We start from the raw sequence: 26,012 nt of genomic DNA, 5'->3' as shown, positions 1-26,012 counted from the left end.
GACTGCGGAAGGTTTTCTGCGCCGGAACAGCGAAATGTTAGAGTAAGCGTATGCATATGGAACGGGCATCTGGAAAACACGCGGCGCATGCAGCGGCACTTATATGATTGCAGCAGCTATATCTGCAGAGAGGCGGTATATTCCATGATTATTGTGATGGAAAGGGAAAGCATGGGATTTCTTTCAATCTCCATTCAAACGGAACATTATGATTTGGCGATCGTACCCGGCATCGGCGGGCGTATTATGGAATTTGGCTCGGATGGCGTCAATCTGCTCTATCAGAACGCGAGTCTGGCGGGTTACCGCCCCAGCTATGAAGCTGAGAATGCGGAAGAAATGCGTGAACTGCGCGAGAGGAGCCCGCAGCTGCTTTATGGCGGAGAGAAAACATGGCTTGCTCCCCAAAGCGACTGGGTTGGCGTCCCGTATGCGGATTTGGATCACGGCGAGTACAGTTGGGAAGTGCAGCGGAATGAACAGGCTGTCCGGATCGTTCTGACGAGCCCCATATGCCGTGAGACGCAGCTGCAAATTATCCGCACTGTCACATGCGTGAACGGCATGCCGTCGATCGGCATCGAGCAGAAGCTGATCAACCACGGAACGGTTCCGGTAACCAAAGGCTTGTGGCAGGTGACCATGCTGAATCGCAGCGGAATCGTGGATATCCCGCACGGGCCGCTGCTCGGTTCGAGGCAGCCGCTGCCCTTGTTGGACGAACACAATGCGGCAGCCGTTCATGGCACGGATGGCTGGAGGATGGTCATGGATAATGACCGGCTGTATAAGCTCGGCTTTATGACGGATGGGGGGCGGGCAGCCGCACGGCATCAGGCCGCGAACGGCAAAACATATACTTTGACCAAGACCTATGCGGTTGAGCCGGAGCAAGTTTACCCCCATAATACGGTCGTCGAAGTGTATAATGCCAGCAACTATCCATATTATGAGCTCGAGATTCACAGCCCGGCATACACCCTCCAGCCAGGGGAGAGCGCATCATTCACGATAAACTGGGAGCTTGCCGTCGATAACCTGCACTGAGCGCTTAGCCTTTAAGCTTGTTCCTATATTCCGTTGGCGACAAGCCGATCATTTTTTTGAACAGACGGGAGAAGTAGTAGGGGTCCTGGAAGCCAAGCGACAGACCTATATCCTTCATGCTTCTGTCCGTCAGGTCGAGCAGCTGTCCGGCACGCTGAATCTTCATCCGCAAATAATAGTCGATCGGCGCAAAGCCGGTCGATTGTTTGAATAAATGGTTCAAATGCTGCTTGGAAATCCGGGTATGGGCAACCAATTCTTCGAGCGACAAATTGGATTCCAGCTGCTCCTTCATATATTGAATGGCCTGCTCGATATACCGCTCCGATTTTTCCTCGCCTGCCCCTGCCTTCATCAATCCGACAAAGCTGAGATAATATCTGACCGTCTGGGAAACATGGACCTGATGGTCCATGGAATACGGCTTGGATGACAGGATATCGTAGCATTGCTCGAATAAATCCAGCAGCTTGACGGAATGGCTTAGCCCAAGCCGCAGCGGCCCTGCTTCCATGCTGAAGCTGGAGAAGAAGGCCCCGGCATCCTCCCCCATCAGATGAAACCAGTAAATGCTCCATGGATTGTTTTCATCTGCCCCATAGGAATGAGGCGTATCGGCAGGGATGACGGTGAGCGTCTGCTCGGTGACCCGCATCGCCTTGTGTGACCCGCTTTGGATCCATCCTTCGCCGCCCGCGCAGTAGATCAGAATATGCATGCTGCAGCCGGAGGGCCTGTCCCGGTAATGGTGCCGCGCCCGCGGGAAGTAGCCGATATCCGTTATATACAGCTGCCTGATCAAGGGATGGGCTACCATCTCTTTCAGGATATACGGGGGCAGGACAATGATTTTCTCTGCCTCAAATCCATCCGCCTTCCTCAGCATCTTAGCAGAAAGCCTCCCTTCGCTACATAAGCTTTGTTTGAATTTTACCGAATATAATCCATCATGTACAGGGGCCTGCCCTTCGCAGGCTGTTTCTTTACATCTCGGAGCGGTTAACATTTAGCTGGCCTCTACTTTACTGATATTCCTAAGTGAAGAACCTAGCGGCAGGATTAACAGAAATCATGCGGAATATAGATCTTTAACAGCATGAGATATTGATACAGCTAATGGTTGAACAAGGGAAGGGGAGAGCTTGGAAGATGGCCATTCAATTGGAAATTTCGGGACCGAATGCGCACCGGGTATACCAGCGTGACGATCGGGACCAGGCGGATATTGCTTTCTCGGTCAAGGTGCCGCAGGGAGCGGAGGGGCTTGTGGAAGGCCGGATATCTGCCGGTCCATGGTGGAGTCTGGGTTCGGCCAGCCAGCCGGAATTCTCAGCTGCTCTGGAACGGGTGCCGGCAGGCGAGCATGAGATCTATATTCGTATCGTATCTCCCGAGACAGGAGAACTGCTCGCGGAAGGAGATATTGGTCCGGTCTATGTAGGTGATCTGTGGGTATTGGCGGGGCAATCGAATATGGAAGGCTGCGGAAGACTGATACATGTAGAGGAGCCTCAGCAGGGCGTCAGCTGTTTCTATATGGGAGACCGCTGGGATCTGGCAGTGGAGCCGCTTTGCTGGCTGCTGGAATCGCCCGACCCTGTACATTGGACGCCATTGCCCGAGGGAATGGATGTTTCCGAAGAGAAGCGCAAAGAATATATCAGGATGGCCCGCAGAGACAGAGTGCATGGAAGCGGACTTGGACTGCCGTTCGGCAAAATGATGCTGCGTCACACCGGCGTTCCCGTTGGGCTGCTCATGGTAGCGCATGGCGGAACCTCAATGAGCCAATGGGATGCCGCGCTCGCAGGCGAAGGCGGCCGTTCCTTATATGGCGCTATGCTGCGGGTCATTCGCGAGGCCGGAGGCAAGGTGCGGGGATGCCTTTGGTATCAGGGAGAGAGCGACGCTACCGAAGCGGATTCAGAGCTTTACTACGACCGGATGACGGAATGGGTGGCCAGCCTTAGACGCGATCTGGGAGATCCGGAGCTTCCGTTCATCTACGCACAGATATCTGTTGTGACCAATTGGTCCTTCGAGCAGGGATGGAACCGGGTACAGGACGATCAGGTCCGTCTTGAATCTGTACTGGGCCGCGCAGCGGTTGTTCCGACCATCGACGCTTCGCTGGCTGACTTTATTCATCCGGATGCCGCCTCCCTGCGGGATATTGGGCACCGTATGGCGTGGGCGGCTCTTCGGCTCGTTGATGGCCGGAGCCCGGCCGAACCGGGTCCACGGTTTGCATCGGCGTATTGGAATGAGCAGCGCACGGAACTGACGATTACGTTCAGCGGAGTCAATGGAAGGCTGCAGAAGCTTGAACGCGTTTTTTCCTTCCAGCTGACAAACGGTGAAGAGCGGCTGCCGCTGGAAGGGCAACTGGATGAAGCTGCAGAGCGGGTCATCCTTACGCTGGAGCGGCCTGCACCGGATTCCTGCCAATTATGGCATGGCCGCGGTACCAACCCTGCGGTTAATGTGCGGGATGAAAAGGGAATACCGCTGCTTGTTTTTGGGCCGCTGCCTGTCTAGATTTACGACTGTCAAGTCTACAGCGCTTCTATCTATCCCGGCAGCCGCAGCGCAGACTGCTGCCGGGAGATGCATGTGTGCAATGCGGCCGTTTGTCCACATGTTTCCACGCCGCTCCAAGCTTCAGCATGCGCATTTAAGATGGCATGGCGGGAGTTGTTCCGCAAGCAGTCGAACCCCGATATACAGCATTATCAAGACGGCGAAGGAAAACGGACTGCATCCGTTCCGGTACTTCAAGTATCTCGGGCAATTTCCGAGAGCTTCCGGATTCCCGGGCTGCGAGCGCACTGGAATCCTATATGCCCTGCTCCTCAATTTCCTTAATCCATATGCATCATTCACTGGCTTCCATTTGACTGGCGGATGGGGCTTGTTTGACGCTTACCTGCTTGATCTTCTTGACTTAATCCTTGCTTAATCCGTATGGCTTCCCCTCCGAATCATAGCTATGCGATCATTTCGGACAGGCGGAAGACACTTCCCCGAACGGTCATGTGGAATTCATTCCCATGGGAAAACGTTTTATTATTAAAATGTGAATATGTTTCCTGGTCGGTGAACAAGATCTTCTATCTTGTGCTGCCACAAAATACTACTCCTTTCGCAGCCGCTTGATATCGCTGATCGGGGGGAGGCCGAACAGGCGGGCGTACTCGCGGCTGAATTGGGAGGGGCTCTCGTAGCCAACTTGAAAGGAGACGTCCGCGGCGTCCGCAGATTCGGACAATAAAAGGCGGCGTGCTTCCTGCAGCTGTAATTGCTTCTGATACTGCAGCGGGCTCATGGCGGTGACCTCTTTGAAATGCCGATGCAGAGAGGAAGGCGCCATGTTGGCGATCGAGGCGAGCTCTTCGATACGCAAAGGGGCAGTGTAGTTCTGCTTAATCCGCTGCACGACGCTTGCAATCCGGTTTGAGCTGCTGCCGCTCATGGCGATCTGTTTTAGCGCACTTCCCTGCCCTCCGCTTAAGATCCGATATAAAATTTCTCGTATAATGAGCGGCGAGAGTACCGGTACATCCTCCGGATTGTCTAACAGACGGACAAGCCGGATAGCGGCATCCAAGAGGGAAGAACTCGTTTTGGCTACAAACAAAGCTCGTTGTGAATCTCCCTTGGCAGGGACCTGCTGATCCGAACCGTTCATCAATTCAAGGACATCTTTCGGGTCAAATTTGAGCTGGACGCATAAATAGGGAGCTTCCGGCGTTGCCTGAATTACTTGTGCGGAAACAGGTAAAACCAAGGACACAACCAAATAGCTGGAGGGACCATACGTATAGCTCTCGCCCCCCAGTATGACTACTTTGGTGCCTTGGGCGACGAAGCAGATGGTCGGCTCATGGACGGAGAACGAAGGGAATGTCGTAACCGAGTTGCGTATCAAGGAAAGCGACGGGATCACTGTCGGCTGAACCCCGTCCCTGCCTGTATTATTTTCAATAAGCTGGGCCAACTCTGTCAGATATGGAACCAGGGGATCTTGGTGAGCAGATGGATTCGGCATGACTTTCCCTCCTTGTTTTTTTATCGCCATTATACCCCCTTTGGGAGGCGGAACAAAGCTGATTGAGAGGATTAGGCAATGATTTGCGATCATTTAGCTATCTTCCCGCACCTCAACTGACTCATAATCAAGTTGTAAGGAAGGAGGAATCTTCAATACAGAGATTCCAGGTTCGCAAATATAAGGAGGCCAAACATATGAAATACAGAATTCTCGGGGCAACCGGCATGTCGGTTAGCGAGTACGCTCTTGGAACGATGATGCTCGGAGCAATGGGTAACAGCGACCATGACGAATCGGTCCGCATGATCCACACGGCCATGGATGCCGGTATCAACTTTATTGACACAGCTGACGTATACTCCAAGGGAGAGTCCGAGGAGATTGTCGGCAAGGCGCTTAAGGGAAAGCGCGATAAGGTGGTGCTGGCAACGAAGTTCGGCTTACCGATGGGGCAGGATGCCAACCAGAGCGGGGGGGCGCGGCGTTGGATCATCCGCGCGGTCGAAGATAGTTTGCGGCGGCTCGGCACTGACTACATCGACCTCTACCAGATGCATCGTCCAGATCCGAATACGGACATCGGTGAGACTCTCTCAGCGCTCTCCGATCTAATTCGGTCAGGCAAGGTGCGCGCTATTGGTTCTTCCACTTTTCCGGCAGAGCAGATCGTCGAGGCACAATGGGCCGCAGATAAGCACGGACATCACCGCTTCCTCACGGAGCAGCCGAGGTACTCAATTCTCAATAGAACGAACGAATCGGCTGTGTTTCCCTCGACGCAGCGCTATGGAATGGGTGTCCTGTCCTACGGGCCGCTGGGTAGCGGCTGGTTGTCAGGACGGGTGGACCCAACTACGGGCAACCGCGCATCGCTGCAAACGCGTGCCTTCGACCTCTCGATACCGGGAAATCAAGTGAAATTGGCCGCTGTCCAGCAGCTCAATCAACTTGCTGCAGAGACGGAAATGCCGTTAGCACACCTGGCAATCGCGTTTGTCCTGTCACATCCGGCTATAACATCCGTTCTTATTGGCCCACGGACGCCAGAGCAGCTCGAGGATCTTTTGGCGGGCGCGGACGCGGTACTGAACGAGGATATCCTTGATCGGATCGACGAAATTGTTCCACCCGGCACCGATCTCAACGTAGCAGACAATACCTTCTTGATGAATCCGGCCCTAGAAGACAAGCGTCTGCGCCGCAGATAAACGAATCCTTGAGGTCAATTACAACGATAGTTCAATGAACCGCCATTTCATGGGCGGTTTTTTTGAGGTTAAATTCAACCAACAAACGACGATCTCGATCTACCCGACCAGATACTTTTAGAACAGATTCGAAAATGCATTCTGCATAAATTGGGAACCATCTAAGGCAGGGGCACTCTTTAGCGGCAGACCTGGGACAATCTCTTTTTTATACCAGTATCGTCAACGATTATTCCTATCCACGAGGGCTGGCGCAACTGTAAGGATCATCCATCCCGTGTTGCACGGTTTGTCGAATCGTGACATGATTAAGAAAAAGCGACAGAGCCAAAGCGAGGGCACAAGCCATGAAACGAACGATGAAACGTCTCACCAGCGGATCCATGACGCTAAAAAAAAGAATAATCATTCTCTTCCTGATCAGCTCCCTGCTCCCCTTCATTTTTGTATTTTTTATCTCCTACCACACGATATACTCCATTCTTACCAATAAAATTCAGGATGGCATTCAAAGCAATCTCAGGCAGGTCGAATATTCTCTGGAGAATGCGATCGGGAACTTGAATTCCGTATCCGAGCAGCTCGCGTTCAAGGGAACGATCGGCAGGGAGCTGGAAATTTTGTTAACCTCGGGCAACGCGTATGAGCGGTCGCAAATGACTACTCAAATCAACAGCGAGCTTAATCTGATTACCTTCACGAATACGAATGTCGGACTCACGATGTATTATTTTCAAAAGGACGGGCTCCATCAGTTTGAAACTTCTGGCGTCAAGCCGGATTTTGATCCGAAGCGTCTGCCGCTCTTGGCCGAATATTACGGCATCACCTATTACGGCCCGCATGTCAGCTACGACCGCTTTAATAATAAATATGTGCTGTCTGCTATGCGGAAGGTGGATCTGCCAAGCCGGAATGACGTTTATGTTTATATCGAGAGCAATTTTAAATTGACGGAAAGCATTTTGGATAACGGGGAGAATGCCCAGCATGCTTTTTATCTCTTTTTAGATAATAACCATAAAATTACATATAGCGAGATTCCTGAGGAATTTCCGATAAACTCTGTATTCACCAGTGATACAGCTCTCAAATCGCATGGTCTGCATAACGAGTATTATTGGTTTGATGAAACCAGCAACCAGGGCTGGAGCATCGTGTCGGTTATTTCCAACGCGGACTACAACAAAGAAATGAACAAATGGTTTCTGCAAACCATCGTTTCCTCCCTTTTCTTTCTGGGGGTCAGTGTGCTTATGGCGTGGCTGCTGTGGAAAATGGTCTATCGTCCTTTATCGAATTTCAACAAGGAAATCAAGCTGATGACGAGCAACAAGACGCCGTCTCTCCTTGTGCGTACGAGAATTCCGGAATTTGACCAGCTGCTGGATCAGTTCCGCGATATGAAGACACAAATCTGGGATTTGTTCGTGGAGGTTCAGCAGAAGGAGAAAAGGAGAGCCGATCTGGAGGTGGAAAAGCTGCTCTATCAGATTAATCCGCATTTTCTGATGAATACTCTCGATACGGTGCACTGGCTTGCCGTTATGAACGGGCAGAACGAAATCGACCGGATTATTTCTTCCCTGAACAAGCTGCTGCATTATAATCTCGGCAAGCTGGGGCAGTCCTCCACGATCCGCGATGAAGTCGATGCGCTTAAGCAGTATTTGATCCTGCAGAAAATCCGCTATGATTTTGAATTCCAGGTTGATATCGAGGTGGATCAAAGCCTGCTTGACATGCCGATTCCGCGCTTCATTCTGCAGCCGCTTGTGGAAAATTCCCTCTACCATGGCTTCAGCGACAACGGGGTTATCCAGGTCCGTGTAAAGGCGCAGGAAATGATTGAGATTTCCATCCAGGACAACGGGTCGGGGATGACCCAGGAGGCCATTAACAAGCTGCTCCACAGTGAACAGATGGAACGGGAGAAGGTAGGCATGGGCATCGGCATGAATTACGTGAAGCGGATGCTTGAAGTTTATTACAACGGCAAAGCGCGGATACATATCGAGAGCGCGCCTGGACAAGGGACGAGCATTTACTTGAGTTTGCCGATATTGAAGGAGGATACGCTGTGATCCGGATATTAGTCGTAGACGACGAAAAATTGGTAAGACAGGGCATTATAACGTCATTGCCGTGGGCGGAGTTTGGAATGAAGGTGGTGGGTGAAGCCAAAAACGGCGAGAAGGCCATCGAATTTCTGGAGCAGAACGAGGTGGATTTGATGCTCACGGACCTCGCCATGCCCGTCATGTCGGGAATTGAGCTGATGCGGATTGTCCGCAAGCGCTATCCGAATCTGTATATTATTGTCCTGACGCTGCATCAGGATTTTGAATATATTCAGGAGGCGCTGCGGCTTGGGGCAATCGACTATATTGCCAAAGTGGAGCTGGCGCAGGACCGGTTCTCCGAGATACTGGCGCGTATTCATGCGCGGATCAAGGAGGAACAGCAGAAAGGCAAACAGTCCGCCGCGGGGCCGGCCTCCGGTGAAACCATCGGGGTGGATTTGGGTTATGCGCTGCTTTCCCCGGAGGCGCAGGCAGACCCGGCTTGGGTCCATTCGCTTTATCCGGCGCCCTCAGGCAGCAGCCCGGACGAGCAGCAGTGGATCCGGTATCCGGCCGATATACGGGAGAATGACGCGATGTTCGCCGTATTGACGGAGGCTGTTCAGAACCGGGAGAACTGGGCGCTTCTATGTCTGGAAGGACTGCGGGGCATCGAGAAGACGGAGGTGCAGCGGGCGCTGCTCGCATACAGGAAGCATCTCTTATTTTACGATTATCATCCGGAGGACAAGCTGATCCGGCGGTCCTTTCGCGAGCTGCAGGAGAAGGAGAAGCTGCCAGACGGTTATGATCGCGAAATCGCAGAGGCAGCCGAGCAGTGGTCGGCGCTTGGCTGGATAAACAATGATGAGCGGTTTGCCGTGCTTCTGGACAGGCTCAAGTCGATGAAGCTGCCTCCATCCAGGCTCATGCTTTTTCTGCGCAAGCTGACGGATGAATGGAATGAATTGTACAGCTCGGTCCTCCCGTCCGGACTGGTGCTTCCTGAGGAATTTTATTCCTGGCATGAAGCCAATGAATGGTTCAGGCAAATTCGGAAAACGATAAGTAGGACATTGGGCGCACCTCATTATTCCCAGGAGGTCCAGGATGCGGTTATGAGAGCCGTGCAATTGATTCAGGAGCAGCTGAGCGGGCAGCTGTATGCCGCCGATATCGCGAAGCGGGTCAATATGAGCCGCAGCTATTTCAGCCAGTGCTTCAGGGATATTATCGGGAAGACGTTCAATGAGTATGTGCGCCAAGCCAGAGTGGACAAGGCCAAAGAGTATTTGGTGCATACGAACATGCCGATTCTGTGGGTGGCGGAAAAAACGGGCTATCTGGACGGGAAGTATTTCAGCACGGTGTTCCGCGAGCAGACCGGCGAGCTGCCAAGCGCCTTCCGCAAAACGCACCGCAAGGAATAGGGCTGAAAAAGTTGTCGATTTCACTCCTATACCGCATATCCATCCTTCAAACCTCTACCTGGGGGGACATTTGTCCGACAAGCAGGGTAGAGGTTTGTCCGAAAAGGGTGAAAAATGGTATCCGGCAGGGAGGAAAACCGTTCATTTCTCCCCCTTATCACACAACCGCTCCCTGTCTAAACTGGGGCTTTGGATGTGATACATTTATCATGCAAGTTGACGACTACTCGGAAAGAAGGGGAGCATGTTGAGAAACAAAAGAAAAGGCATAGCTACGCTGACGCTGCTTTTGGCATTTGTACTGGTGATCAGCGCCTGCAGTCAGTCGAATTCGAACACATCTTCGAACAACGGTGGAAATCAGACGGGGAATGCACCGGCTGCACCGGCGGATCCATTCGGAAAATACACAGAGCCGGTTACCCTGGCTGTCGGACAAAAGGTAGATCCGGCGGACAAATCGCTGCCGGCCGGCGACACGCCGGATAATAACCAGTTCACCCGATACATCAAGGACAACTTGAATATCGACGTGTCCAATGCCTTTACGGCATCGCCAACCAACTATGATCAGAAAGTCAGCCTTTCCATCTCAAGCAACGACCTGCCGGACGCCATGGTGGTCAATGCCCAGCAAATGCGCCTTATGTACGATAACGGTCAGCTGGCTGATTTGACGGAGGCTTTTAATTCGAATGCATCGCCGGCACTGAAGCGCGTTCTGGAGGATTCGAACAAGCGCGCGATGGATACCGTTACATTTGACGGCAAAATCATGGCGCTGCCACAGGCGGAGGATGCCGGTATCCACGAGATGTGGATCCGTAAGGATTGGCTCGACAAGCTCGGCCTTGAGCCTCCCAAAACGATGGCGGATCTGGAGAAAGTGGCAGACGCTTTCACCAACCAGGACCCTGACGGCAATGGCAAGAAAGATACGATCGGCATCGCCGGACCATCCAGCAGCGGAAAAATGTATGCGAACTTCCTGGATTCCGCGAACAATCTCTACGGCTTCGATCCGATTTTCTCGGCCTATGGCGCATACCCCGGTTACTGGGTAAAAGATGCGGACGGCAATCCGGCCTATGGCTCGACTCTGCCGCAAACGAAAGAAGCGCTCGGCAAGCTTAGAGATCTGTATTCCAAAGGATTGATCGATCCGCAAATGGCGATCCGCACCGATTCCGGCGAGTCGATCGTCAGCGGTCAAACGGGTATGTTCTTCGCTCCTTGGTGGATGGGTTACGGTCCGCTCACGGATGCCGTTAAACAAAATCCGAAAGCGAACTGGCAAGCTTACGCGCTGCCGCTTGATGCGCAAGGACAATTCAGCCCGCATCTGAGCGCGCCAGCCGGTCAATTCGTAGTCGTGTCCAAAGATTATAAAAATCCCGAAGCCGTCATCAAGCTGCAAAATCTGCTGCTTCGCGACGAAAGCAAATTTGATTTGACCAAAGGTTCAATCGGCTTCTACCCTGTCCGTCTTGCTCTTGGACCTTCCGATGAATCGGAATTTACCGTTCAAGCTGTACGCGATGTGCTTTCCGGAGCGAAAACGCCGGAGGACTTTGCGGACAAACCGGAGTACAAGCTGCTGCAGGGCGATTTGACGAATATCAAAAAAGTAAAAATCGAGCCTTACGACAAGATGGATATCCAATACTGGAATCCAACGGCCGATATGGGCGCCTGGACCCGTCTGTATTCGATCATGGTCGGCGTTGCGCCTAACGTGGACGTGCAGATGAACCGGGTAAGCAGTCTGCTCTACTCGCAGACGAACTCGATGGAGACCAAATGGGTCAACCTGAAGAAAATGGAAGATGAAACCTTCCTAAAAATCGTCGTCGGCGGAGCTCCGCTCGACACCTTCGATAAATTCGTAACCGATTGGAAGAAACAAGGCGGAGATCAAATTACCGCCGAGGTTGCTGAAGCAGTCAAGGAATAAAGAGGATGACCAGGGGGGCTTTTAGTCACAAGCCCCCCTATATTCCCGGCCATATGAATACTTGGGGAGGGATAACCAGTGAATACCAAAGGGTTTGCCAAGCATTATTACGCTATGCTTCTGCCGGGATTTATATGGCTTGGAGTATTCAGTATTTTTCCCATGTTCGGGATTATCATCGCTTTTGAGCATTACAATCCCGTCAAGGGAATGCTCGGCTCGGAATGGGTCGGTCTGGAAAATTTCCGTTACATGTTTACGCTCAGCGACACCAGAAGCATCTTTTTCAACACGATCTTCATTGCTTTTATGAAGATTATAGCCAATCTGATTGTCCCGCTTGTTTTTGCTTTGCTGCTCAATGAGCTGCGCATTACCGTGCTTAAAAAATGGGTGCAGACCATTGTTTATCTGCCTCACTTTCTGTCATGGGTTATTCTTGGAGGCATTGTATTGGATTTGTTCTCCTTTGACGGTCCCATCAATGGCATATTGTCTGTCTTCGGTCTGAAAGCAACCAATTTCTTCGCCAGTGCGCCGCTGTTCCCTTTTCTCGCGGTAGGCACCGATGTCTGGAAGGAATTCGGCTTCAATATGATTATTTATTTGGCAGCCCTGACCGGCATCAATCCCTCTTTGTATGAAGCAGCGGGGATCGACGGAGCGTCGCGGATGCGCCGTTTGTGGCATGTGACGCTGCCGGGCATACGCACAACCGCTGCCCTGCTTGCTGTACTGGGCCTCGGGAATGTTCTGAATGCGGGCTTTGACCAAATTTTCAACTTATATAATCCTCTTGTGTATTCGTCGGGGGACATCATCGATACCTGGGTTTACCGCACAGGGCTGCTGAATTTGCAGTATGAGCTTGCGACCGCCGTAGGGCTGCTCAAATCCCTGATCGGGTTCATTCTTATTGCCATCTCGTATGTAGCGGCCTACAAGTGGGCCAATTACCGGATTTTCTAAGAGAGGAGGCTGGCGGAAATGGTCAAAGATACGACAGCCGGTTCAAAAATATTCGATGTGCTGATTGTGATTATTCTTGTCGTAGTCGCTCTCACCTGCATACTCCCGCTATGGTATACGCTGGCGATCTCGTTCAGTACCAAATCCGCTGCGGCGGGAGGGCAAGTCTCATTATGGCCGGTCGGCTTTAATTTGAACTCCTACAAGCAGCTGCTGCAGGACAACCAGTTCTTCGTTTCCTTCTGGACGTCGATCAAGCGTGTCGTGCTGGGGGCGGGCCTGAATTTACTGGTCGTGCCGCTAATGGCTTATCCGCTGTCGAAGACGATCAAGGATTTCAGGCTGCGGAACTTTCTCATGTGGGCCATGATCTTCACCATGCTGTTCAACGGCGGCTTGATTCCGCTGTACCTGACGATCAAGCAGCTCGGCCTGTTCAACAGCATCTGGTCGCTGGTTCTCGTCGGAGGGGCGCAAACCCTGGTATTCAACGTCATTCTGGCCATGAACTTCTTCCGCAATCTGCCCAAGGAACTGGACGAGGCGGCTCTTGTGGACGGAGCGGGCCCCTGGTATATCCTGCTCAAAGTATATGTTCCGCTGTCCGCGCCGGTACTGGCTACCGTATCGCTGTTCAGCATCGTGTATCACTGGAATGAGTTTTTATACGGACTGGTCTTCATGACGCGCGAGCAGTATTACCCGCTGCAGACGTATATCCAGCAGGTCGTTGTCATGCTGGATCCTTCGACCATGTCCACGGATCAGCTGCAGCGGTTGAGCCAGCTGTCCAACAAGACCTTGAACGCGGCAAAAATATTCATCGCGATGATCCCGGTTCTGATCGTTTATCCGTTCCTGCAGCGCTTCTTCATTCACGGCATCACGCTGGGCTCGGTCAAGGAATAAGCCGGCGCTATCAAATTACTTAAAGGAGTCTTATTCATATGAAACAAATTCGGATCGGCACCCTTGTTGGCGGCGGGGACGCAGTTCGCGTCCTGCCGCAAATTCTTCCTCATGGCTTTGAATCATTCAGTCTTACCTTCTGGCAGTCGACCAATGGTCTGGATTTGTCCGAGACCGCCAAGCGGGTTAAGGAAATTCTGGCGGAGAAGGGCGTTCCCATCTCCAGTCTCGGCATCTTCGGCAATCCGCTCACAGGCGAAGGAGACAACGCCGATACGCTGGCCAGCTGGGAACGGCTGATCGACCATGCGCATGAATTCGGAACAGATCTGGTAGCGGGCTTCACCGGGCGTATGCCGGGTACGATCGACGATTCTCTTCCGCGTTACACGGAAGTGTTCGGGGAATTGGCGAAACGCGCGGCAGACAAGGGCGTCAAGCTGGCTTTTGAAAACTGCGATATGGGCGGCACATGGGAAAGCGGAGACTGGAATATCGCGCATAATCCGACGGCATGGGAAAGAATGTTCAACGCCCTTCCTGCGGAGAATATCGGACTTCAATGGGAACCGACCCATCAAATGGTCAGCCTGATCGATCCGATCCCGCAGCTGCGGAAATGGGTAGGGAAAATCTTCAATGTGCACGGCAAGGATGCCACAATCGCTTGGGATGTCGTACGCGAATACGGCATTCATGGACCGAAACCGTTCGTATGGCACCGTACGCCAGGCTTCGGCGACACCAATTGGACGGATGTCATTTCGATTCTCCGGCAGCACGGATACGAGGGCAGCATTGATATCGAAGGCTGGCATGATCCGGTTTACCGCGATGATTGGGAGATGACAGGACAGGTACACGCGCTCAACTATCTGAAAAACTGCCGTGGCGGCGATTTTATTCCAAATCCGTCATAGACATCATACCTGAATATTACGAATAGAAAGAGGTGAGCGGTATGGCGCTTCATAAAGTTGTGGTTGCCGGCTGTGGTGGGATGGCCAACGAGTGGCTAGACTACGCCGCACAGCGGGAAAATGTTGAAATTGTAGGGCTTGTGGACCTCTTCGAGGAAGCAGCCAAGAAAATGGCGCAGAAGCGCGGATTGAATGTTCCGACATTCACGGATTTATCCACGGCTCTCAGCCAAACGGGTGCGAATCTGGTATTTGACGTCACGATTCCTGCCAGCCACAAGCAGATTGCGACAACTGCGCTGCAGGCTGGCGCCCACGTATTCGGAGAGAAGCCGATGGCGGAAACATTGGCAGACGCACAGGAAGTTCTGGCTGTGGCGAGCGGGTCCGGCAAGCGGTATTCCGTTATGCAGAACCGCCGTTATTTGAAGCATATCCGCGCCTTGTCCAGTTTTCTGGCATCCGGTGCGATCGGAACAGTCGGCTCGCTGCACGCTGATTTCTTTCTCGGGCCGCATTTCGGCGGCTTCCGTGAGACGATGGCAAGCCCACTGATCCTGGATATGGCGATTCATACGTTCGACCAGGCGCGCTTCCTGAGCGGAGCTGATCCGGTGTCGGTCTACTGCCACGAATATAATCCGGCAGGTTCATGGTACGCAGGCAATGCTTCGGCTATTTGCATCTTCGAAATGAGCGACGGTTCGGTATTCTCGTACCGCGGTTCATGGAGCGCTCAAGGAGCAGGAACCTCATGGGAGTCCGATTGGCGCGTTACAGGAAGCCAAGGGACGGCCAAATGGGATGGGGACAATCGTCCTGTCGCAGAGGTTGTCGAGGGCGAAGAAGGCTTTATCCGTCCGGGCAAACTAGTGGAAGTGCCGGATATCTGGACGGGCCGGGAAGGCCATTTTGGCTGCCTGGACAATATGTTCGAGGCGCTGGAGCAGGATCGTCCTGCCGAAACGGATTGTACGGACAACATCAAGAGCGTATCGATGGTCTTCGGCGCGCTGGAAAGCGCAAGAACCGGCCAGAAGGTTATGCTTTAACTAACGATAGAAGACGAGAGAGATTCATAGTTAGGCGGAATGGAGGCATGAAGCATGAAATCGATACAAGTTGGAATGATCGGTTATAAATTTATGGGTAAGGCGCACAGCCATGCGTATCGCGATTTGCCGATGTTTTTTCCGGATTCTCCGGCTCCGGTCATGAAGGCGATCTGCGGCAGGGACGAGCAGGGCGTACAGCAGGCGGCGAAGCAGTTCGGCTGGGAGCATGCGGTTACGGATTGGCGCGAGCTGGTCAAGCGGGAGGATATCGACCTGGTCGATATCAATGCCCCGAGCGACGCGCACAAGGAAATTGCCATTGCGGCAGCGCAGGCTGGCAAGCATCTGTTCTGCGAGAAGCCGCTCGCGCTGACGCTGTCCGACGCGAGAGAGATGCTGCAGGCGGCGGAAGCAGCCGGCGTCAAGCATATGGTTGGCTTCAATTACCGCTTTGCACCGGCTATCCGCTTGGCGAAGAAGCTGATTGCTGAAGGCAGAATCGGCAAAATTCATCATTTCCGCGCGACCTTCCTGCAGGATTGGCTGGTTGATCCGGCATTCCCGCTCGTTTGGCGGCTGAAGAAGGAAGTGGCGGGCTCCGGCTCGCACGGCGATCTTGGCGCGCATCTGATTGATCTGGCCCGGTACCTGGTTGGCGAGATTAACGAGGTGGTCGGAATGAACGAGACGTTCGTCAAGGAGCGTCCAATCGCCGAATCCATGACCGGCCTGAGCGCGCAAGGAAATACGGATGGCCCCATGGGCGAAGTCACGGTGGATGACGCCACGCTGTTTATGGCCCGGTTTGCAAGCGGAGCTCTGGGCAGCTTTGAAGCAAGCCGCTTTGCCGCAGGTCACCGCTGCACGAATGCGTTTGAAATCAACGGCAGCAAAGGAAGCGTTCGTTTCGACTTTGAGCGCATGAATGAGCTGGAGGTTTATTTTACCGACGATGCGGATGATGTGCAGGGCTTCCGGCGCGTGCTTGCAACTGACCCCGCCCATGATTATATGGACGCCTGGTGGCCGCCCGGCCATACGATCGGCTTCGAGCATACGTTCATTCATGAAATCCTGGAGCTGATGGACGCCATTCGTGATGACCGCCAACCAGAACCGAATTTCGTGGACGGCATCAAATGTCAGGAAATTCTGGAAGCTGTTGACGTATCCATCGCAGAGCGGCGCTGGGTATCCATCAGCGAGCTTCAGGTGTGACAGGCAGCCTGCCTGCCGCAAATTCGATCAACCTAAAGGAGATCTATCATGGATAAAAATATATTGGGCACGAATGTGGTTGCGCAAATCGGAATCCTAGTCAATGACATTGAAGCGACTTCCCAGGCGTATGCCGACTTCCTTGGCATCGAGACGCCGAAGTGGTTCTGGACGGATACGGTTGATGTGGCGCAAACGGAATATAACGGCGTTTCTTCGGAAGCCCGTTCGAAGCTGGCATTTTTCGATATGGGTTCGCTGCAGCTGGAGCTGATCGAGCCCGATCACAATCCGAGCACCTGGCGCGATTACCTGAATGAGCATGGCGAAGGCGCCCATCATATCGCTTTTGTCGTCAAGGGCATGAAGGAAAAGATTGCGGTCATGGAGAAAAACGGCATGCCGCTCCAGCAGAAGGGCGAATATACAGGCGGACGCTACGCCTATATGGATACGTCGAAGCAGTTGAAAATCCTGCTTGAGCTGCTCGAGAACGACAACTAAACCTGACGCCCGGAAAAGAGGATTAGTCATGGAACATATCGAAAATAATAACTTGTTGAAAGTCGGCATCGTAGTCGACGATATCGAGAAGGCGCTCAAAGCCTACTGCGGGCTGTTCGGATTGGCAATGCCGGAGATTCAGACGCCCGATCCGAATTCGGTTCAGGAGCACACGGATAACTCCTACACCTGGTACAGAGGCGAATATATTACAGCCAGAACGAAATTCGCCAATCTGCAAATGGGTCCTGTAACCGTCGAATTGATGGAGCCGTTCGATGAGCCGAACCCCTGGAACGAATTCAAACAAAAGCATGGTCCCGGCGTTCACTTTATCACCTTTACGGTCAACGGCTTCCAGCAGCATATCAACTTCCTTGAAGGACAAGGAATCCCGCTGACCCACAAAGGCGAATATGGCTCGGGGCGGTACGGCTACTTCGATACGGAATCGCTTCTTGGCGTAGTGCTGGGACTGCAGGAGCTTGGACCGAAGCAGGATTAAACATTCCGCAAAGGCGGGTCTTCCGGCGATCCGGCCGTGAAAGGTTGTGTCTTGAGTATGACGAAACGAATAACGGCGATCGTCGGCGACTTTTATCATGATGAGGCGCTCGCCAGGGAATCACTGGAGAAAGCGTTTGGAGCGGCTGCATCAAGTGGAGAGTGGACGCTTGATTTTACGGGAACGGACCGAATCCTGCAGGTGCTGGAAGAGGGCCCTGCGGTGATCGTCCTGTTCAAGGAAAACCGTCTCAATCCGCAGGATGAACAGGTTGATCTGTGGATGGACGGGGCGGTATCGGCGGCAATCGAGCGCTTCGTCCAAGGCGGCGGAGCATGGCTGGCCTGGCATGCGGGGCTTGCTTCCTATGCTGAGGATTCCGAATATATCCGGATGCTGAAGGGGTACTTCATCTCCCACCCGCCGCAAAACAAGGAAGTGCGTTACATACCGGTGAATACAGCCGATACCGGCTGGTCGGCGGAAGGTTTCCAATTTCTCGATGAGCATTATTTTGTGAGCTGCGCCGAGGAGAGCACCGGGGTATTCCTGCGCTCGGAGTCCGAGGACGGTTCGTCAATCGGCGGCTGGCGTCATCTGCACGGCGAAGGAAAAGTATGCTGCCTCGCGCCTGCGCACCGGCGGGAAGGTCTGCTGGCAGCGCCATTTCTGGAGCTTCTGGGGAACTGCCTGAAATGGTGCGCGGAGCCGGGAAAAGAATAATAGATTTGAATACGATAAGAAATCGCTTCGGGTACACGGCAGTCAAAAGCCTTCGTGTGTCCGTGGCGTTTTTTTGTGCGGGGAGAATCGAGAGTAACAAAAGTTAGTTTAGAGGCCGTCAATCCATATTACTGCATACTGATCAATGTACCAATAATTTGAAACGATAAGCCACATGCGAGCGAAGTAAATTCTCCATGTGGTTTTTGTTTGCTTAACCGGATTAAAACCGACGGCTATATCCACATAAGTCAATGACTGTCACACCCACGCTCCTGACATTTATAAATGTCGTATTGATATTATCAAAACGATATGTTATCATTCTTATAACATCAAAATGACAATATGAAATATTGGGAAGCAGCCATTTCAGCTGTTTACCCTGATTGCCGGAAGCAGCGGCTTCGTTTTGATCATTCCATTCATCCAGAAGAAAGTGAGGTTTTCGCCATGTTCGGATTCAATTTTGTGAAGTTTCAGCCAAGCGATTATGTGATCAAGGTGAGGGATGGGAAGGTGATCCGGGAAGGAATCGGCCTTTCTTTTTACTATTATGCGCCTACGACCTCGGTTGTCGTCCTGCCTGTATCCTCGATTGATGTGCCGTTCATGTTCGAAGAAATAACGGGCGATTATCAGACGGTAACGGTACAGGGCCAGCTGACTTACCGGATTGTGGACTACCATAAAACGATGCAAATTCTGAACTACACGTATAATCTCCGCAGGAAAAGCTATATCTCCGACGATCCCGCCAGGCTGGCGCAGCGTGTCATCAATATTGCGAAGGTGCTGACCAAGAAGCATCTGGAGCGGATGCAGCTGAGGGAAGCGATCCAATCGAGCGAGCGGCTGGCACAAAGCATTTCAGGAGAGATTGGGGAAAATGGGGAGATCGGGAAGCTTGGCATCGAGATCATGGGCCTGTCCATTCTGGCGATTCTGCCGAATAAGGAGACGATGCGGGCGCTGGAGGCGCAGGCGCGGGAGGACATTCTCCGCAGCGCGGATGACGCGCTGTATGAGCGCCACAATGCTTCCATCGAACAGGAGAGGCGCGTAAAGGAAAACGAGCTCAGCACCGAAATCGCCGTGGAAACGAAGAAAAAGCAAATCCGCGAAGCGCAGCTTGACGCCGAGCGCAGCGTGAAGCATAAACAAAATGAGATGAAAAGGGAGCAGCTCCAGTTCGATACGGCTCTTGAAGAGAGCAAGCAGGAATTAATCGGGCTGGTTGCTGCCAATAAGAGAGCCGAAGCGGATGCCAGGGCGTATGAGCTTGCTGCGGTGATGAACTCGCTGCAGGGTGTTGCGCCGAATGTGCTGCAGTCTCTTACCAACATGGATATGAAGCCCGATAAGCTGATTGCGATCGCTTTCCAGGAGCTTGCGGAGAACGCGGACAAGATCGGCCAGCTGAATATTACGCCGGATCTGCTGCAGGGATTAATGTCGGCCCCGGCCGGAGGAGGCACGGGAGCAAGGGGAGCTGGTGCGCGATGAGCAGCAGGACAACGGAGCACAAGATCATTTTGATCAAGCGCAAAACCCGCCTCGAAGAGCTGGTTGTCCGCTATAATACGATCCAGCAGGCGAAGTTTACCATTGAACGGCTGGGTGCGGATTTCAGCGACTATATAATAGAAGATGAGCGCTACCGCGAGGCGGCTGCCGAGGCGCTTGCCGGGCTTACGCCCCTTGGCCGGGTACAGGTGATCGAACGTGAGTATCTGCCGAATTTCATCTTTGGCGGGCAGGATACCATTGTTGTTCTGGGCCAGGACGGATTGGTCGCCAATACACTGAAGTATGTGACGGAGCGTCCGGTTATTGGTGTTAATCCGGATCCTCTGCGGTGGGATGGCGTGCTGCTCCCCTTTACGGTCAAGGATTTGCGGCTGATCGTACCGGATGTGCTGCATAAACGCCGGAGCATCAAGGAGGTGACGCTGGCGAAGGCGGAGCTTAATGACGGCCAAGCCCTGTACGGAGTGAACGATCTGTTCATCGGCCGCAAAACGCATGTGTCAGCCCGCTACCAGCTGACGTTGGGCGAGCTGACCGAGCAGCAATCCTCCAGCGGAGTCATTGTTTCCACGGGCATGGGCGCTACCGGCTGGTTCAAAAGCGTTCTGACCGGAGCCGCGGGCATTGTCCGCAGTGCCACACAGCAGCAGCTCGAGCTGGAGCCGGAGCATGCTAGCCGGACCATGGCATGGGATGCGCCGCATCTTTATTTCACGGTCAGGGAGCCGTTCCCGAGCAGGACGACTGCTGCCGGGCTTGTCTTCGGGCAGATTGCGGCAGACTGCCCGCTGCGCATCACGTCGCAGATGCCCGAGAACGGCGTCATCTTCAGTGACGGCGTGGAAGACGACTTTCTGGAATTCAACTCCGGCATTGAGGCCGTGATTGGCGTTGCGGACAAGAAGGGGCATCTGGTGGTATAGCCCGGCGGCAGGACTGCCGGATTCGGAGCCTCGCGCAAGGAATAACGGTACATAGTGGCAGTCAGCCTCATGAGTTTTTCCAATGTTTTGCAATCATATCTGGTGTGTCCATTAAGGCTGTGGTACCCTAAATATTAGCACAAGCGGTATCTTTTACGAATGTGAACAACTGTGGTTATGGAGCTGCCTAAGAATGAAGAATCAATTGATCGGCATTGTCGCGGGCATTCTGTTCGTTCTCATATTACCCATATTCTGGTTCGTTCATCTGATGCAGGAGCAGCAGGGACAAGTGCAGGCGGAAGCCGGCATCATGGATCTTACGGATTGGCGGTTTGACAAGGATGGTCTGGTGAGTCTTGGCGGAGAATGGGAGTTTTACCGCGGACAGCTGCTGGAGCCGGCTGATTTCCGGAACGGGGTCAAGCCGGAAAATCCGGTCAAGGCGCAAATACCGGGAGCTTGGAATGATTATCTGTCAGAGAACGGCGAAGAGGCCGCGACAGGCTACGGCACTTTCCGCCTGCGCATTCGTTTGCCGGACACGGAGACGGGAACGGATTTGTACGGCATACACACGACGAATATCAGGATGGCCAACCGGATCTTCATCAACAGCCGCGAGGTCGGAAACAGCGGCGATCCGGGGGCGCTGAACCGGAAGGGCGGGCAGGGCAATATTCCCTATGTAGGGTTTGCCGAGGTAGAGGGGAATATGGCGGATATCCTGGTTCAGGTATCCAACTACAGCTATGCGACGGGCGGTATGATCTATCCGATTCTCTTCGGTGACCAGACTGCCATCGTTGTGAGCAGAGAGTGGAAGATGACCGCTGATCTTGCCGCTGCTGTAGGCATGTCGATTCTGGCTTTATATTTTCTGGTCATCTATCGCGCACGGAGGGGAGAGGAGCAGGGACTGCTTTTTATCGGCGCATTTTGCGTCAGCGCGCTGGTCTATGTACTGACCCATGGGGAAAAGCTGGTGGCGAATCTGCTGCCCGGGCTTTCCTATGAGCTCGTGATGAAGCTGCAGGCCACTTCCCCGGTAATCGCCTATTATTGCTTGTTCCGTTACGGTCTCGCATTCGGCACGGGGAAATTCCATGCCAGGTTTTATCTTGCCATCAACATCCTGATGGGGGTTCTGCTGCTCATAAATCTCGTCATTCCTATAGGGCTGTTTGCTGTTGGCAGTGTTATGATGACGGCATTCTCGCAAATTGTGCTTCTCTACGGCATCTATCACCTGATCCAGGGCATTCGCCACCGGAGAGAGGATGCGCATTATATTCTGCTCAGCATGGGGAGCATTGTGGTTCTTGTGACCGTAAGCTGCCTGAATGTCCTTGGCCTGCTGGACGATCAGGTGTTTGTTCCCTACGAGATGCTGATGTTTATTATTTTACAGGCGTTTCTGATGGCCCGGCGATTTGAGAAAACCTTCATTGAGGTCAGACAGCTGTCCCGGAGACTGCTTACCATTGACGGCTTGCGCGATGAATTTCTGGCCAACACCTCGCATGAGCTTCGCACGCCGCTGCATGGCATCATCAACATGGCGGACTCCTTGCTGGAGGGAGCTGGAGGGGTGCTGAGCAGCAAACAGAGCCGGGACCTGGCTACGATCGCCGCAACGGGAAGAAGCCTGAGCTTCCTGATCAACGATATCCTCGATTTTGCGAAGCTGAAGAACGGGGAAGTCATTCTCTACCGCCAGGAGGTGGATTTGCCTTCTGTCGTTCAATCGGTGCTGGAGGTCATTGCGCATCTGGCCGGGGTCAAGGATATCCGCTTCATTCAGGATTGGCCGGAGAACTTGATGCTTCTGGATACCGACGAGGAGAGGCTTCGGCAAATCCTCTACAACCTGCTGGGCAATGCGGTGAAATATACGCCAAGGGGAGAAATCCGCATCTCGGCGCGGGCGCAAGGAGCCTATGTGAGGGTGGAGGTGGCCGATACAGGCGCGGGAATTCCGAAGGAACGGCTTGAGGATATATTTCAAGCCTACGATCAGGGCAGCCATGCCGGGAACCGGGAGTATGGAGGCACAGGGCTTGGACTGAGCATCACCAAAAGGCTGGTCGAGCTAGGAGGCGGTCAGATCGGCGTGGAATCGGATTGGGGGCAGGGCGCTGTATTCCATTTCACCCTGCCAGCCGCTTCCCGTACCAGGTCCTCCCTCATGGCGGGAGATGCCCGTCAGGAAGCGGCGGCTTCCTTGTCACCGGACCTGGAGTCGGATGCCGCGCTGCCGGCCCCGGCCATGAGCAAGGTGAAAGAACCGGCGAACAACGAAGGCACCATTCTGGTTGTGGACGACAACCCGGTTAACCTGCAGGTGCTGGAAAATCTGCTGAGCATCACCGGCTACAAGGTCATTACGGCTTATGACGGGGAAGAAGCGCTGGCCGTGATCGCCGCCACTCCGCATCTGGATCTGGTTATCACGGACTGGATTATGCCGGGGATGTCGGGGATTGAGCTGTGCCGGGCGATCCGCATCCGCTGCTCGCTGTTCGAGCTGCCGGTGCTGATGCTCACGGCAAGGAGCCGGGCGGAGGATGTTCAGGCTGGCTTTCAGGCGGGGGCAAATGATTTTCTGAGCAAGCCGGTGGAAGCGAGCGAGCTCAGAGCCCGTGTCGGTACCCTGCTGAAGCTGCGCAAGTCGGTCCAGCAGGCCATTCGCACAGAGATGGCGTTTCTCCAGGCACAGATCAAGCCTCATTTTCTCTATAATGCGCTGAATACCACGATTGCCGTATGTCCCGACGATCCCGAAAAAGCCATGCAGCTGTTAATTGAGCTGAGCCGCTATCTGCGGGGCAGCTTCGACTTTCAGAATCGGGAACAGCTGGCACCGCTGCACAAGGAACTGGAGCTGATTCAATCTTATCTGTTTCTGGAGAAAGCCCGATTCGAGGAACGGCTTCAGGTCGAATACGATATCGATGAGCAGAGCCGGACCCTTGTCCCCCCTCTGAGCATCCAGCCGATTGTGGAGAATGCCGTCAGGCACGGCATTATGCAGCAGGCGGATGGAGGAACGATCAGGATTGCCATTCAAGAGACGGAGCATGCCTTGAAGGTGTCCGTCACTGATGACGGTGTCGGCATCCCGCCGGACAGACTCGGCTCCCTCCTGATGGAATCGAAGAAAGGTGGCGTTGGCTTGATCAATATTCACAGCCGCCTGCTGACGCTTTATGGCAAAGGACTGCGCATCGACAGTGAATGGGGGCGCGGCACGACGGTTTCATTTGAAGTGCCGAAACCGTAATCTGGCATATACATTACAGCAGGGAGTGAGACTCATGCGCGCGATATTGATTGATGATGAGAGGCCGGCTCTCATTCAACTGGAACGGCTGATCCGCAGCGACGGCCGCGTTGAAATGACGGGGGCTTATCTGACCGCACAGGCCGGGCTTGAGCATATTGGCAGGGAGAAAGTGGACATTGTCTTCCTGGATATCGGGATGCCGGAAATGAACGGACTGGATGCTGCGGAACGTATACAGGAGCTTGATCGCAGCATCCGGATTATTTACGTGACTGCGTATGCCGATTATGCCCTGGAGGCATTCGACCTGAATGCGCTGGATTATTTGCTGAAGCCGATAGATCCCAGCCGTTTTTCCAAGACCATGGATCGGATATGCGCGTATTTAAGCGTCAGGGAGAGCCATCAGGAGGATAAGCCCGCGATGGAGAGTCCCACAGTGCTGTGCTTTAAGCGCCTGGAATTGAGCAAAGGCCGGCAAGCAGGGGACAGGCTCAAATTCCGCACGCTGAAATCCCAGGAGCTGCTGGCCTATCTGCTGCACCGCAAAGGCGAGTGGATCCCCAAGCAGCAGCTCACGGAAACGCTCTGGGCAGGCTACGAGCAGGATAAGGCCGTAACTCATCTGCATACCTCCATCTATCGAATCCGCAAGCTGCTCAAGGAACAGGGAATCCAAGCTTCCGTGGAGTTCGCCCTCGAGAGCTATGCTCTGTTTGGGGAGGGGATTATTACGGATGTCGAGCAATTCGAAAGCATACTGGATGGACAGACGGGCATAGACAGGCAGAACCAGACTCAGTTCGATTACGCGCTGAAGCTGTACCGCGGCGAATATCTGGAGGAACACGACTATGAATGGGCTAAGACCAGGAGCAGCTGGCTGCAGATTCTGTTTATACAGGGCACATTGGATATGGCGCGTTACGAGCTCTCAACGGGGCAGGCGCTCCTGGCGCTTCACCGGCTGCAGGAGGCGAAGGAGAGGGAGCCTTATGACAGAGAGCTCTGTCTGCTTATCCTGAAGGCTTATTCACAGCTCAAGGATTACAGGGAAATGAGAGACTATTACGAATCGTACAGACAGCTGCTCCGCCTGGATCTGGGCATCGAGCCGGATCAACAGGTTACCGAGCAGTACCAGCAGCTGCAGGCAGTGCACCATAGCCCCTGATAGAAGAGCTTTCCCGGCGAACATGCAGGTTGGCACGATAACGGATATCCATGCGCAGGGAGCAGATCCAGTAAGCGATTGCGGTAATCTTTGTGATAAGATGATGAGAAGTGAGATTACAAGGGGGACGAAATCATGAACCAGCAAATTTTCGAGATTGAAGGCATTCATCATGTCAGCTTGATTGTGACCGATCTTGAGCGGGCGAAGGCTTTCTATGAAGAAATCATCGGCTTGCAGGAAATGCAGCGGCCGCCGTTTGATTTTCCCGGCGCATGGTATTCGGTCGGAAAGACTGGCCAGCAGCTCCACCTGATTGTGCACAATGGCGAGACGCTGCGGACCCGCACCATCGATACGCGCGACGGTCATTTTGCCATACGCGTTAATGATTATCAGCAGACAATTGACTGGCTCAAGCGCCATAATATCGAGCATAAAGCCAACCCGAACAGCATTACCGGCTTTGCCCAGATTTTCCTGCTCGATCCGGACCGTAATATCATTGAACTCAACGCCGCGCGCCAGCCGGAATTGTGAGCT

At 53.4% G+C, this 26,012-nt stretch carries 21 protein-coding genes; 19 read left to right on the top strand and 2 right to left on the bottom strand.

The annotated features are described in order from the left end of the window. The first annotated feature begins 144 nt into the window (after window positions 1-144). The gene (locus AC0YOA_RS12440) at window positions 145-1,047 is read left to right on the top strand and encodes a hypothetical protein (protein ID WP_475786825.1); all 903 of its coding nucleotides are present in this window, start codon (window positions 145-147) and stop codon (window positions 1,045-1,047) included. Between the two features lie 4 nt (window positions 1,048-1,051). On the opposite strand, the gene AC0YOA_RS12435 is transcribed toward AC0YOA_RS12440, so the two are convergent. Next, a complete protein-coding gene (locus tag AC0YOA_RS12435) occupies window positions 1,052-1,933 on the bottom strand; it encodes a helix-turn-helix domain-containing protein (RefSeq protein WP_475786824.1) in 882 nt (293 codons plus the stop codon). Between the two features lie 263 nt (window positions 1,934-2,196). Between AC0YOA_RS12435 and AC0YOA_RS12430 the strand changes: the two genes are divergently transcribed. Continuing rightward, window positions 2,197-3,585: a sialate O-acetylesterase gene (locus AC0YOA_RS12430; protein ID WP_475786823.1), complete on the top strand. Its 1,389-nt coding sequence runs from the start codon at window positions 2,197-2,199 to the stop codon at window positions 3,583-3,585. A 595-nt stretch (window positions 3,586-4,180) separates the two neighbouring features. On the opposite strand, the gene AC0YOA_RS12425 is transcribed toward AC0YOA_RS12430, so the two are convergent. After that, window positions 4,181-5,095 carry an AraC family transcriptional regulator gene (locus tag AC0YOA_RS12425; RefSeq protein WP_475786822.1) on the bottom strand — a complete coding sequence of 305 codons (915 nt, stop codon included), beginning with the start codon at window positions 5,093-5,095 and terminating at the stop codon, window positions 4,181-4,183. A gap of 197 nt (window positions 5,096-5,292) precedes the next feature. Here AC0YOA_RS12425 and AC0YOA_RS12420 point away from each other — a divergent pair, with 197 nt between their 5' ends. The 17 genes from AC0YOA_RS12420 to AC0YOA_RS12340 all read left to right on the top strand — a co-directional run bounded on the left by AC0YOA_RS12420 (window position 5,293) and on the right by AC0YOA_RS12340 (window position 26,009). Then, window positions 5,293-6,306: an aldo/keto reductase gene (locus AC0YOA_RS12420; RefSeq protein ID WP_475786821.1), complete on the top strand. Its 1,014-nt coding sequence runs from the start codon at window positions 5,293-5,295 to the stop codon at window positions 6,304-6,306. A gap of 383 nt (window positions 6,307-6,689) precedes the next feature. Next, window positions 6,690-8,390, top strand: coding sequence for a sensor histidine kinase (locus AC0YOA_RS12415; protein WP_475787379.1), 1,701 nt, complete (start codon window positions 6,690-6,692; stop codon window positions 8,388-8,390). Next, window positions 8,387-9,799 (top strand): response regulator transcription factor, encoded by a 1,413-nt coding sequence (locus AC0YOA_RS12410; protein WP_475786820.1) that lies wholly within the window; start codon window positions 8,387-8,389, stop codon window positions 9,797-9,799. Before AC0YOA_RS12415 ends, AC0YOA_RS12410 begins: the two co-directional genes overlap by 4 nt. Before the next feature lie 244 nt (window positions 9,800-10,043). Next, complete coding sequence (locus tag AC0YOA_RS12405) at window positions 10,044-11,753, top strand: extracellular solute-binding protein (protein ID WP_475786819.1); 1,710 nt, start codon at window positions 10,044-10,046, stop codon at window positions 11,751-11,753. Between the two features lie 78 nt (window positions 11,754-11,831). Next, window positions 11,832-12,722: an ABC transporter permease gene (locus AC0YOA_RS12400; protein ID WP_210046269.1), complete on the top strand. Its 891-nt coding sequence runs from the start codon at window positions 11,832-11,834 to the stop codon at window positions 12,720-12,722. 18 nt (window positions 12,723-12,740) lie between these two features. After that, a complete protein-coding gene (locus AC0YOA_RS12395; RefSeq protein WP_475786818.1) occupies window positions 12,741-13,631 on the top strand; it encodes a carbohydrate ABC transporter permease in 891 nt (296 codons plus the stop codon). Window positions 13,632-13,669: 38 nt separating this feature from the next. Continuing rightward, window positions 13,670-14,551 (top strand): sugar phosphate isomerase/epimerase family protein, encoded by an 882-nt coding sequence (locus tag AC0YOA_RS12390; RefSeq protein WP_210046267.1) that lies wholly within the window; start codon window positions 13,670-13,672, stop codon window positions 14,549-14,551. 41 nt (window positions 14,552-14,592) lie between these two features. Then, on the top strand, window positions 14,593-15,603 hold the full coding sequence (locus AC0YOA_RS12385; RefSeq protein WP_210046266.1) for a Gfo/Idh/MocA family protein: 1,011 nt from the start codon (window positions 14,593-14,595) through the stop codon (window positions 15,601-15,603). A 54-nt stretch (window positions 15,604-15,657) separates the two neighbouring features. Continuing rightward, the gene (locus tag AC0YOA_RS12380) at window positions 15,658-16,824 is read left to right on the top strand and encodes a Gfo/Idh/MocA family protein (RefSeq protein WP_475786817.1); all 1,167 of its coding nucleotides are present in this window, start codon (window positions 15,658-15,660) and stop codon (window positions 16,822-16,824) included. A gap of 48 nt (window positions 16,825-16,872) precedes the next feature. Next, window positions 16,873-17,328 carry a VOC family protein gene (locus AC0YOA_RS12375; RefSeq protein WP_475786816.1) on the top strand — a complete coding sequence of 152 codons (456 nt, stop codon included), beginning with the start codon at window positions 16,873-16,875 and terminating at the stop codon, window positions 17,326-17,328. A 28-nt stretch (window positions 17,329-17,356) separates the two neighbouring features. Next, a complete protein-coding gene (locus tag AC0YOA_RS12370) occupies window positions 17,357-17,833 on the top strand; it encodes a VOC family protein (RefSeq protein WP_475786815.1) in 477 nt (158 codons plus the stop codon). Window positions 17,834-17,890: 57 nt separating this feature from the next. Further along, entirely contained in the window at window positions 17,891-18,556 is a 666-nt protein-coding gene (locus tag AC0YOA_RS12365) for a ThuA domain-containing protein (RefSeq protein ID WP_475786814.1), read from the top strand. 453 nt (window positions 18,557-19,009) lie between these two features. After that, the gene (locus AC0YOA_RS12360; RefSeq protein ID WP_475786813.1) at window positions 19,010-20,062 is read left to right on the top strand and encodes an SPFH domain-containing protein; all 1,053 of its coding nucleotides are present in this window, start codon (window positions 19,010-19,012) and stop codon (window positions 20,060-20,062) included. Continuing rightward, the gene (locus tag AC0YOA_RS12355) at window positions 20,059-21,009 is read left to right on the top strand and encodes a diacylglycerol kinase catalytic domain-containing protein (protein ID WP_475786812.1); all 951 of its coding nucleotides are present in this window, start codon (window positions 20,059-20,061) and stop codon (window positions 21,007-21,009) included. Before AC0YOA_RS12360 ends, AC0YOA_RS12355 begins: the two co-directional genes overlap by 4 nt. 193 nt (window positions 21,010-21,202) lie before the next feature. Next, on the top strand, window positions 21,203-24,292 hold the full coding sequence (locus AC0YOA_RS12350) for a hybrid sensor histidine kinase/response regulator (protein WP_475786811.1): 3,090 nt from the start codon (window positions 21,203-21,205) through the stop codon (window positions 24,290-24,292). A 34-nt stretch (window positions 24,293-24,326) separates the two neighbouring features. Next, window positions 24,327-25,469, top strand: a complete 1,143-nt coding sequence (locus AC0YOA_RS12345; protein WP_475786810.1) for a response regulator — start codon at window positions 24,327-24,329, stop codon at window positions 25,467-25,469. 147 nt (window positions 25,470-25,616) lie between these two features. After that, a complete protein-coding gene (locus AC0YOA_RS12340; protein ID WP_475787378.1) occupies window positions 25,617-26,009 on the top strand; it encodes a VOC family protein in 393 nt (130 codons plus the stop codon). Window positions 26,010-26,012: the final 3 nt, after the last annotated feature.

The organism is Paenibacillus sp. JT22N12 (genome assembly GCF_056269365.1).
This window is presented reverse-complemented; position numbering and strand designations above follow the sequence as displayed.

Excerpts from the sequence above, each read along its gene's own strand:
- AC0YOA_RS12365 (WP_475786814.1), top strand. The coding sequence starts at position 17,891 with ATGACGAAACGAATAACGGCGATCGTCGGCGACTTTTATCATGATGAG.
- AC0YOA_RS12440 (WP_475786825.1), top strand. The coding sequence starts at position 145 with ATGATTATTGTGATGGAAAGGGAAAGCATGGGATTTCTTTCAATCTCC.
- AC0YOA_RS12415 (WP_475787379.1), top strand. The coding sequence starts at position 6,690 with ATGACGCTAAAAAAAAGAATAATCATTCTCTTCCTGATCAGCTCCCTG.
- AC0YOA_RS12405 (WP_475786819.1), top strand. The coding sequence starts at position 10,044 with ATGTTGAGAAACAAAAGAAAAGGCATAGCTACGCTGACGCTGCTTTTG.
- AC0YOA_RS12355 (WP_475786812.1), top strand. The coding sequence starts at position 20,059 with ATGAGCAGCAGGACAACGGAGCACAAGATCATTTTGATCAAGCGCAAA.
- AC0YOA_RS12385 (WP_210046266.1), top strand. The coding sequence starts at position 14,593 with ATGGCGCTTCATAAAGTTGTGGTTGCCGGCTGTGGTGGGATGGCCAAC.
- AC0YOA_RS12435 (WP_475786824.1), bottom strand. The coding sequence starts at position 1,933 with ATGCTGAGGAAGGCGGATGGATTTGAGGCAGAGAAAATCATTGTCCTG.
- AC0YOA_RS12420 (WP_475786821.1), top strand. The coding sequence starts at position 5,293 with ATGAAATACAGAATTCTCGGGGCAACCGGCATGTCGGTTAGCGAGTAC.
- AC0YOA_RS12350 (WP_475786811.1), top strand. The coding sequence starts at position 21,203 with ATGAAGAATCAATTGATCGGCATTGTCGCGGGCATTCTGTTCGTTCTC.
- AC0YOA_RS12370 (WP_475786815.1), top strand. The coding sequence starts at position 17,357 with ATGGAACATATCGAAAATAATAACTTGTTGAAAGTCGGCATCGTAGTC.
- AC0YOA_RS12345 (WP_475786810.1), top strand. The coding sequence starts at position 24,327 with ATGCGCGCGATATTGATTGATGATGAGAGGCCGGCTCTCATTCAACTG.
- AC0YOA_RS12380 (WP_475786817.1), top strand. The coding sequence starts at position 15,658 with ATGAAATCGATACAAGTTGGAATGATCGGTTATAAATTTATGGGTAAG.
- AC0YOA_RS12360 (WP_475786813.1), top strand. The coding sequence starts at position 19,010 with ATGTTCGGATTCAATTTTGTGAAGTTTCAGCCAAGCGATTATGTGATC.
- AC0YOA_RS12430 (WP_475786823.1), top strand. The coding sequence starts at position 2,197 with ATGGCCATTCAATTGGAAATTTCGGGACCGAATGCGCACCGGGTATAC.
- AC0YOA_RS12390 (WP_210046267.1), top strand. The coding sequence starts at position 13,670 with ATGAAACAAATTCGGATCGGCACCCTTGTTGGCGGCGGGGACGCAGTT.
- AC0YOA_RS12375 (WP_475786816.1), top strand. The coding sequence starts at position 16,873 with ATGGATAAAAATATATTGGGCACGAATGTGGTTGCGCAAATCGGAATC.
- AC0YOA_RS12395 (WP_475786818.1), top strand. The coding sequence starts at position 12,741 with ATGGTCAAAGATACGACAGCCGGTTCAAAAATATTCGATGTGCTGATT.
- AC0YOA_RS12425 (WP_475786822.1), bottom strand. The coding sequence starts at position 5,095 with ATGCCGAATCCATCTGCTCACCAAGATCCCCTGGTTCCATATCTGACA.